This window comes from Leptolyngbya sp. FACHB-36, from assembly GCF_014695955.1.
Taxonomy (GTDB): Bacteria; Cyanobacteriota; Cyanobacteriia; order Leptolyngbyales; family Leptolyngbyaceae; genus FACHB-36.
This window is the reverse complement of record NZ_JACJPG010000352.1, coordinates 1-8,158: the sequence shown is the minus strand read 5'-3', so window position 1 is coordinate 8,158 and position 8,158 is coordinate 1. Positions and strand designations below refer to the sequence as shown.

Below are 8,158 nucleotides of genomic sequence, written 5' to 3'. Positions count from 1 at the left end.
TGCTAATGGCGCACCTGCACGAGTGGCAACCAGGGATGACGACGATCGTCCTATCGGACTTTGCCACGGATCAACCCGTCACGATTCCGCTGGAGCCTGAGAAAAACGCGGTTCAGAATGCCCAGTTGCTCTACAAGCGACACCAAAAGCTGAAGCGGGCACGCAGCGCCGTGGAGCCTCTGCTGACGGAGGTGGACAACGAGATTCACTATCTGGAGCAAGTTGAGGCAGCGATCGCGCAGATTGTGAACTATCAAACTGCTGACGATTTGGATGCGCTGAAGGAGATTCGCGAGGAGCTAATCCAGCAGCATTACCTGGACGATCCAGAGTATCGCACGCCAACTCAGCAGGACGACGCAGCTAGCCAGCCGCACCGCTTTACAACGCCGAACGGATTGGACGTGCTTGTGGGGCGAAACAATCGCCAGAACGATCGCCTGACGTTTCGCACTGCCGGAGACTACGACCTCTGGTTCCACACCCAAGAGATTCCAGGTAGCCACGTGCTGCTGCGGCTGGAGCCAGGAACCCTACCGGAATCAACCGATCTAGAGTTTGCTGCAGATTTAGCGGCTTACTACAGCCGAGCCCGCCAAAGCGACCAAGTTCCTGTGGTCTACACCGAACCGAAACACGTCTACAAGCCCAAGGGCGCAAAGCCAGGAATGACGGTCTACAAGCACGAACGGGTACTGTGGGGGCAGCCGAGGCGTGTCGCCGATCGTTCACCTCGCTCGAATGGAAGAGATTTGTCAGCAAACGATGAACTTTCGTGACAAAAAGTTTGTGTATCTTGTTACAATGCCAAAGTAATAGGGAACTAATACCTATATAACCCGCTGCAAGTTTGGGAACGCGCAGTTGGGTTCCTCCAAATGAGACAACGTATCGAATAGCTTTGCAGACCAGTGTTCGCGCTGGTCTTTTTTTATTAAACGCTAGTTGACGAAACCAATTTGTTGGCTGAACTACACTAACGCTGGCTCATTTAATCGTCATCGTCGCGCTTACCGCCTCTGGACCCGCGGCTCCGGTTGTCGTCATCCTTGTCATCGCCATAGTTGCGAGGCTTGCGATCGTCATCCTGATTACTGCCTCCACGAGGCTTACGATCGTCGTCGCCCTGATTACTGCGTCCGCGAGGCTTGCGACCGTCGCCCTGATTACCGCGAGGCTTGCGATCGTCGTCATCTCGCTCACCGCGTCCACGAGGCTTCTCGCGATCGCGCTGTTTCTCAGGGGGTTTGAGTTTAGGAGCCTTCCCCGCCGTGCGATCGCGCGGCGGTTGGCTCGCTGCCTGCGGCTTGACTGGGTTAGCAGGCTGAGGGGCGGGCGGTTTTGGGCTAGCTACTGGAGTTGGACTGGCTGCTGGAGTTGGACTCGGCTGGCTGGCTCGCGGCGTTGGAGCCACTGGTTGAGGGCGCGGCACTGCTGGCGGAGTGGGAACTGGGTCCGACAGCGTCACCTGCCCCGGTTTAATCCGATCAATAATCGTTTGAGTGGTGATCCGGCCACGGAACCCATTCAGCAGTTGATCGCTCTGGCGTTTCTGCCGCCATTCTGTGAGAGGGATGCGTCGAATCCGCTGCCGGACAGTGTTCAGATCGCGATCGCTCGGTTTAATCCGAACCTCTTCAGCCGTTCTGAGCTGAATTTCCTCGGTTTGACCTGGCAAGCGCACCGAAACCAAGCCCTCCCAGGCAAAAAATCGCGTCCCTTGGTTTGGGTCTTTGGGAATCTCGACATGAACGGTAGTGCCTCGAATGCCCGCAACGCCGATCGGCGTCACGATCTCGGTTGGCACTTTCTGCCCCGGTTGGACCCAGGTAATCATGCTTCCAGCCGCCAAATTGAGGCGATTGTCGGGCTGGAGGGTAAGCACTGCATCCCCGCCAATTCGGAAGGCTAATCCGTTGCTGAGGTCAAGCTGTGCCATTGCTTGGTCTTGCGTGCGAATCGTGTCGCCAATCTGCAATCCCATACCTTTTTGGGCAGGCTGCTCTTGGGGCGTTTGCCGCAGGCGGACGAACACGGGCGATCGTTGAATTTCGGCGATCGTCGCCGCAGGAGAAAGGGACGCAGGCGACGCTGAGGGAGAAGCAACTGGAGCCTCTGCTTTTGGAGGCGCAGCACCACAGCCCACCATCAGCCCAGCGAGGAGGGCGGCTCCGATTCTGACGCTAAACTGTCCGACTGTCATTACCCAGTCCTCCGACGATTTCACAGGTTGGTTTCTAGAATATGGATGGTAGGACGCCGATTCTAGGGTGTGAGACGCTGAGTCTAGAGTGGCGGTGTCAACTTCTAATAAACTTCACGCTGTCTAGATAAACTTACGGTGGCTAGCCAGAAAGGATGCGGCTTAGATTCCATTCGGCACTAACGGCGGCACCAATTCTGAACTAAGGATTGCTTCTTGCAGTTTTTTCACTGCCTGCATCGCTTGGCGGTAGTTCGTCGAGTCGCCCCGCTCAGAAAACAAGTGCGCCGCATGTTGCAGGTCGTGCATTGCCTCGATGCGGCGACCGATTTTGATCAGCGCTAAGCCCCGGTAGAAATAGGCAGTGGCATCTTCAGGACTGAGCCGAATCACCTCGGTGTAGTCTTGGATTGCGCCCAATTTATTCTGCAAGCGAGTCCGGGCAACGCCGCGACAAAAGTATGCCGTGACGTAATCGGGGTTGAGTTGAATTGCCAGCGTGCAGTCCTCGATCGCCCCCAATTTGTCACCCAGTTCCGCCCGCACCATGCCGCGATTGCAGTAGGCAATAAAGCCGTTGGGGTTGTACTGGACAGCGCGCCCAAAGTCGTCGATCGCACCGCGACGATCGCCGGTGTCGTAGCGCGCCAACCCGCGATTGTTGTAGGCAACATCGTCGCTGGGCAGAATTCGCAGCACGCTCGTGTAATCGCTGATGGCTCCGGGATAATCGCCCAAATCGTAGCGCGTCACGGCGCGATGAAAATACGCTGTGGCATCATCAGCGTCCAGCACCGGATCGTCGAAGCGATCGACTAACTCCTGGATCACGTCTGGATCGGTGGTGCGGAGTCCCACTGCCGCCTCAGGAAACAGCACACTCGCCGTTGGTAGAGACTGCGCACCCAGAATTGCATAGCTGCGATCGCATACCACAAACTGTTCGTCGGTGCCAAGAATTTTGAACCGGAACTGGTCGGGATACTGCCGCTTGAACTGCGTGAGCTGATTTAGCGTGTCGTACAGAAATCCTTTTTGAGTCGAGTCAAGGATGCGGCGATTGTTCAACGATCGCGGGATCCGATCGCGGCTGGCGTCGCCTAAATGTCCCCAGCCCAGATCCAAGCAGCCCTCGCGGTCCAGAAAGTCCTGCATCTGACGAATTACTTCTGGACTGAGCGTTTCTGGCGTCGGGTAGGGATGGACTAGAATCACCCGCCCCTCAGCCTGCTGCAACGCCTGCTCTAGCATCGTGCGGCTTCCTGTTGCGGGTTGCTGGCGTGATCGGACATCAAACACGAGTTCGTACTGGGGTGATGCCTGAGGCGACATGACATCGCTCAAGCGATCGCGCACCGCCGCCTCGATCTGTGCCTGCGCATCAATGCGGCTGTTTTCTGTCCACTCGACTCGCGCCGCTAGCGATTTCAGTTGCGTTTGCAGGGCGCTAGAATCCAAAATTTGCGGCAGATGATGCACCCAATCGCGCAAGTCCCGCTGCTGCTGCTCTAGGGTGGTTGTCACCTGCTGCACAGTGCTCAACTGCTGCTGTAGCGGTCCCATGTGGGTAGAGACTAACCCTTGCACGTCCGATCGCCAGTTGGCTAAATCTGTGGAGCTGGGAAGCTGGCTCAGGCGCTGCTCCAAATCTGCGATCGTCTGCTTCAGGGTCTCCAGCCCATCTTGGGAGGGCGGCGGCGAGTTTGCTCCCTCGCTTAGTCTCGCCGCCAGCGTCTCTAGCTGCTTGTGCAGAATCGTCGTCGCCAGTTTGAGCGGCATGACAGATTGCTCGATCGTCTGGTTCTGCTGAGACAGTTTCTCGACCTGAGCACTCAGATGCGAAAGCTCCCGCCGCGATGCTAGCTCCCCAACAACTTTCACCAGTGAATTGATGTCCTGCTTTAGCGACGTGGCATCAAATGGCGTTGGCAGGTGATTCAGGCGGCGATTCAGATGGTTAATTTGGTCTTGCAGCACACGAGACTGGTTGGCGGCTTGGTCTTGGCTGACGGTTTCCAGTTGGACCCGCAACTGCCCCACATCGGTTTTTAGCTGCGTCACGGCGTTGTCTAGACGATCGAGCTTGTTGGGCGTGTTTAGCCGACCCAATTGCTGCGTCACGTTCGCCACGGACTCTGACACACTGGCGTATTGCTGCTGAAGCTGGCGCAAACTGCGCTGCATCGTGCGCCAGTCGGGTTTGTCGAGGTCTTGTTTAATCTGTGCAATTTCGTTCGAGAACTCTGTCAGCGTTTCTTGACTCGTGTGCAGCACCGCCTTTCGCAGGCTGGCAAGATCCAAAAAGTTCGGCAAGGCCTGCATCTGCTTTTGCAGCGAGCCAATCTCGTCGGCTAGCTTCTGGTCGAGTTGAGCGACCGAGGTTGTCAGGGTTTCCTGAAATTCGGCTTCTAGCCGCCGCCGATTCACCAGATTCAGCAGCAACAGCGCTGAAATCGGAGCCGCCGTAAAGAGAATCTGCTGTGAGGCGGCAGTTGCAACCGAACCAACGCCAGAGCCAATCAGTAATAGATATTCTGTTAAATTAAGCCAGTTCCGGTGTTTCACAGCTTTCTCAAACCGCCGATCGTGGGTAGAAGAATGATCCTAAAGCAGTCGCGACTGAGGTGGGGGCGTCGATCGAGGAGGACTGTTCTTTATCTCTTTTTCAATTCCTTCCGGTTTAATCAGGAAATCTCGTCAGCAGGAAGAAAGGAGTAACAGGAATAGTGGTCAGTCATCAGCGGTCAATGGTTCGTGGTTCGTCTACGGCCCAGGGACTACAAACTGCTGACCACTCGCTTCTAACTCATGCTGGAGTTGGATTGCTAGCGCAATTCCTTCTTCCACTGGAGGAAGTCGTTTACGGTCACACGCTATAATCTCGAAAGTTTATCGAGCCTGACTGGGTAGGACTGTAGTTACCTGGATTCGACAAAAGGAATCGGAATACGTGGAACAGACTGGAAACCGACCGAAATCACAGTCCAATTTGCCCGATAAATCGCCAGCCTCCGCAAATCCAATCGCTTCCCTGCCAACGATCGCGCCTAAGCGTCCTCCATTTCAGGGATTGACACGAGGTTTGATATTTCTAGGAACAACGGCAGCCTCGGCAGCGTTAGGATTGGGCGCAGCCCTCATGCTTCCCCTTCCTGCTCAGCTTGCGCCCCGCGATCAGGGACCGCGATCGTTCAGTGATCTCTTGGCAAACGGCTTTCAGTATCAGGTGTCGCGTCCGGTAAATGTGCTAATTCTGGGCATCGATCGCGTTCCCACCGCCAAGCCTGGAACCCCGGAAATCTTTGGCGGACGCAGCGACACCATGCTCCTGCTGCGGGTGGACCCCAGCGATGACTCGGTGCGGCTGCTGTCGATTCCGCGCGATACCCAAGTCGAAATTCCCAACGTCGGCGTCACCAAAATCAACGATGCCAACGTGCGCGGCGGCCCAATACTGGCATCCAAAACCGTAAGCGGCGTGCTAAATGGGATCGTGGTCGATCGCTACGTCCGCGTCAGCACCGATGCCTTCCGGGAACTCGTTGATCTGCTGGGCGGCGTCGATGTCTACGTGCCAGAGCGAATGGTCTACGAGGACAAAACGCAAAAGCTCAAAATTAATCTCTCGCCTGGACAGCAGACCCTCAACGGGAACGAAGCCGAGCAGTTTGCCCGCTTCCGCCAAGACTCCTACGGCGACATCGGACGGGTGCAGCGCCAGCAAGCGCTGCTCAAGGCGCTGCGGCAGCGCTTGACCAACCCCACGGTCATCCCTCGCGTTCCCGCCCTAATCGGCGCGATGCAGAAATACATTGACACAAACCTCAGCCCCGAAGAAATTCTGGCGCTGGTGCGAGCCGGACGCAAGATTAGTCAGGGCGACCTCAAGATGGTCATGCTACCTGGACGGTTCAGCGCCCCCGGTGAATTTGCCGCCAGCTACTGGATTATGGACCCAGCGGGGCGCGATCGAGTGATGCAGCAGTTCTTTGATCTTAACTCGTCTGGCAAGTCCGACTCGGCTCGCACTGCTACCTCGCTGCGGGTGGCAATTCAGAATGCTTCTAGCCAGCCTGATGCGGCAGCTCAGATGCGGAGCCATCTGGCAAAGCTGGGCTTCTACAACGTCTACGTGGCATCGGACTGGAGCGACCAGCAGCGACAAACGCAAATTGTGGTGCAGCAGGGCGACCTCAAGAGCGCTGAAGAATTGAAGCGGCTGCTGGGATTTGGCAATATAGAAGCTGACTCTACAGGGGATTTAGAATCCGATTTGACGATTCGAGTGGGTGAAGACTGGGCACGTCAGTTGAAGCCGTGAGGATATCAAAATGGGGAGAACGCTAATTCGTCTGCTGTTGGTTGTCTGCGCGATCGCGCTCGCGTTTTTGTGGGTGCTACTGGGTGCTCGTCCCGCCTTTGCGCAGGCGAATACGATCAACTACAGCAATACGCTGCTGGTGGATCGTGATTTCTCAAACCAGGATTTGTCAGGCGGCGTGTTCGTTTCGGCAGAAATGCGGGGAGCCAACTTCAGCGGTGCAACGTTGACCAACGCCATCCTGACGAAGGGCAATCTGCTGGGCGCAAACCTGAGCGGAGCCAACCTGAAAGGGGCACTGATCGATCGCGTCACGTTCTACAAAGCCGATTTGACCAATGCCGTTCTGATCGAATCCACCTTGTCGAGTAGCATTTTGGACGAGGCAGACATTACCGGAGCGGATTTTACCGACGCCATCATCGATCGCTACACCGTGAGTCAGCTTTGCAAGCGGGCTGAGGGAGTCAATCCGGTAACGGGTGCTGTAACCCGCGAGAGTTTGGGCTGTCGCTGACAACGCTTGGCACTTAAAGCGTGGCGCGTCTCACTCCCAGCGTCCGTATCCGCCCAACCTGCGCCAGAATAGCGCCACTCGATCGACCCACTCTTGCCAATAGTCCTTGATCGCGGCGGCGTCGAACCAGAACACTTCGGCGGGCAGATCCGGCACCGCGATCGCCAGCAGCGCGTGGCGCAGATCCACGTCATACTCGCGGTAGCAGTGATTCACCGCGCCCCAATACGCAACCAACTGTAGTGGGTAGTCGTTTAAGCGATCGACCGAGCGCTTTGGTCGATCGGCAGTTTTCCACTCGCACAGGCAGGGCACACCCTGATAGCTGGCAACGCAGTCTACTTTTCCAGCGTAGCCAAGCTCGTAGTGAAACACGGGAGCTTCGATCAAGCGCACGTCCTCGATCGATTGCAGAACAGATAGGATGCTGTCCCAGTAGGGCCGAATCCCGTCTGGGCACGTGACGGCTTCGCCGTGCAGATAGCGCTGGACGTGCTTGTGGGTTCCGGTGCCGCGCCGACTCGCCGTGCTGCTAATGCGATTGGCTTCCTCGACGCCGACCCGCTGCCGCCACTCTGCCAGCGCATTCCACTGTTCGGCAGGTCGAGTGGCGTTGAGGATCGTCGTGACGCTGGGCAACAGAGCGCCACGATCGTCGAGGTAGTACTGGCTGCCGTTCTGTCGTCGCTGCTTAGCGCTAAGCACAGGCAGCGGTTGAGCGTCATTCGTCAGCATTGAATTTTCCAAATAGCGTGGCTCCAACAGCGGCGAGGGTCACCACGGCGATCGCAAGCACCGTCTGCCAGTTCAGCACTTCCCCCAGAAACAGGAAGCCCACCAGCGCCGCGATCGCAGGCTCCACGCTCATCAAAACGCCAAAGGTTTTGGGCGGCAACTGCTTCAGCGCGGAAAACTCTAGCGTATAGGGCACCACCGTTCCAACCACGGCTACACCGACTCCGATCGCTAACATTTCTGGATGCAGCAGGGAAGCACCTGCCTGAACCACCCCCAGCGGCATCATCAGCAGGGTGCCAACACTCATTGCCAGGACGAGTCCTTCCTTGCCCGGAAAGGTGCGTCCAACACTGCTTGATGACCAGATGTACATTGCCCA

Annotated in this window: 7 protein-coding genes; 3 read left to right on the top strand and 4 right to left on the bottom strand. The window is 56.8% G+C overall.

The genetic code is table 11. The features are described from left to right. The coding region (locus H6F43_RS10000) for an NFACT family protein (RefSeq protein ID WP_190342635.1) at window positions 1-779 on the top strand (779 nt) is incomplete at its 5' end. A 212-nt stretch (window positions 780-991) separates the two neighbouring features. Here the strand turns inward: H6F43_RS10000 and H6F43_RS22660 are convergent. Then, window positions 992-2,203 (bottom strand): FecR domain-containing protein, encoded by a 1,212-nt coding sequence (locus tag H6F43_RS22660; RefSeq protein WP_190342634.1) that lies wholly within the window; start codon window positions 2,201-2,203, stop codon window positions 992-994. Window positions 2,204-2,365: 162 nt separating this feature from the next. Further along, entirely contained in the window at window positions 2,366-4,768 is a 2,403-nt protein-coding gene (locus tag H6F43_RS23065; protein WP_190342633.1) for a tetratricopeptide repeat protein, read from the bottom strand. 385 nt (window positions 4,769-5,153) lie between these two features. Here H6F43_RS23065 and H6F43_RS09985 point away from each other — a divergent pair, with 385 nt between their 5' ends. Together H6F43_RS09985 and H6F43_RS09980 are read left to right on the top strand one after the other, a co-directional pair. Next, window positions 5,154-6,524: an LCP family protein gene (locus tag H6F43_RS09985; protein ID WP_347272390.1), complete on the top strand. Its 1,371-nt coding sequence runs from the start codon at window positions 5,154-5,156 to the stop codon at window positions 6,522-6,524. Window positions 6,525-6,534: 10 nt separating this feature from the next. Continuing rightward, window positions 6,535-7,041 carry a pentapeptide repeat-containing protein gene (locus H6F43_RS09980; protein ID WP_190342632.1) on the top strand — a complete coding sequence of 169 codons (507 nt, stop codon included), beginning with the start codon at window positions 6,535-6,537 and terminating at the stop codon, window positions 7,039-7,041. Window positions 7,042-7,071: 30 nt separating this feature from the next. Here H6F43_RS09980 and H6F43_RS09975 read toward each other — a convergent pair whose 3' ends face one another. Together H6F43_RS09975 and H6F43_RS09970 are read right to left on the bottom strand one after the other, a co-directional pair. Then, entirely contained in the window at window positions 7,072-7,776 is a 705-nt protein-coding gene (locus H6F43_RS09975; protein ID WP_190342631.1) for an exonuclease, read from the bottom strand. Then, window positions 7,763-8,158 (bottom strand): EamA family transporter (locus H6F43_RS09970; protein WP_190342630.1); only part of this gene is annotated, 396 nt, incomplete at its 5' end. The genes H6F43_RS09970 and H6F43_RS09975, both read right to left, overlap by 14 nt.

Bases quoted from the DNA above. Each gene is read 5' to 3' on its own strand.
- H6F43_RS09980 (WP_190342632.1), top strand. From the start codon at position 6,535: ATGGGGAGAACGCTAATTCGTCTGCTGTTGGTTGTCTGCGCGATCGCG.
- H6F43_RS09975 (WP_190342631.1), bottom strand. From the start codon at position 7,776: ATGCTGACGAATGACGCTCAACCGCTGCCTGTGCTTAGCGCTAAGCAG.
- H6F43_RS22660 (WP_190342634.1), bottom strand. From the start codon at position 2,203: ATGACAGTCGGACAGTTTAGCGTCAGAATCGGAGCCGCCCTCCTCGCT.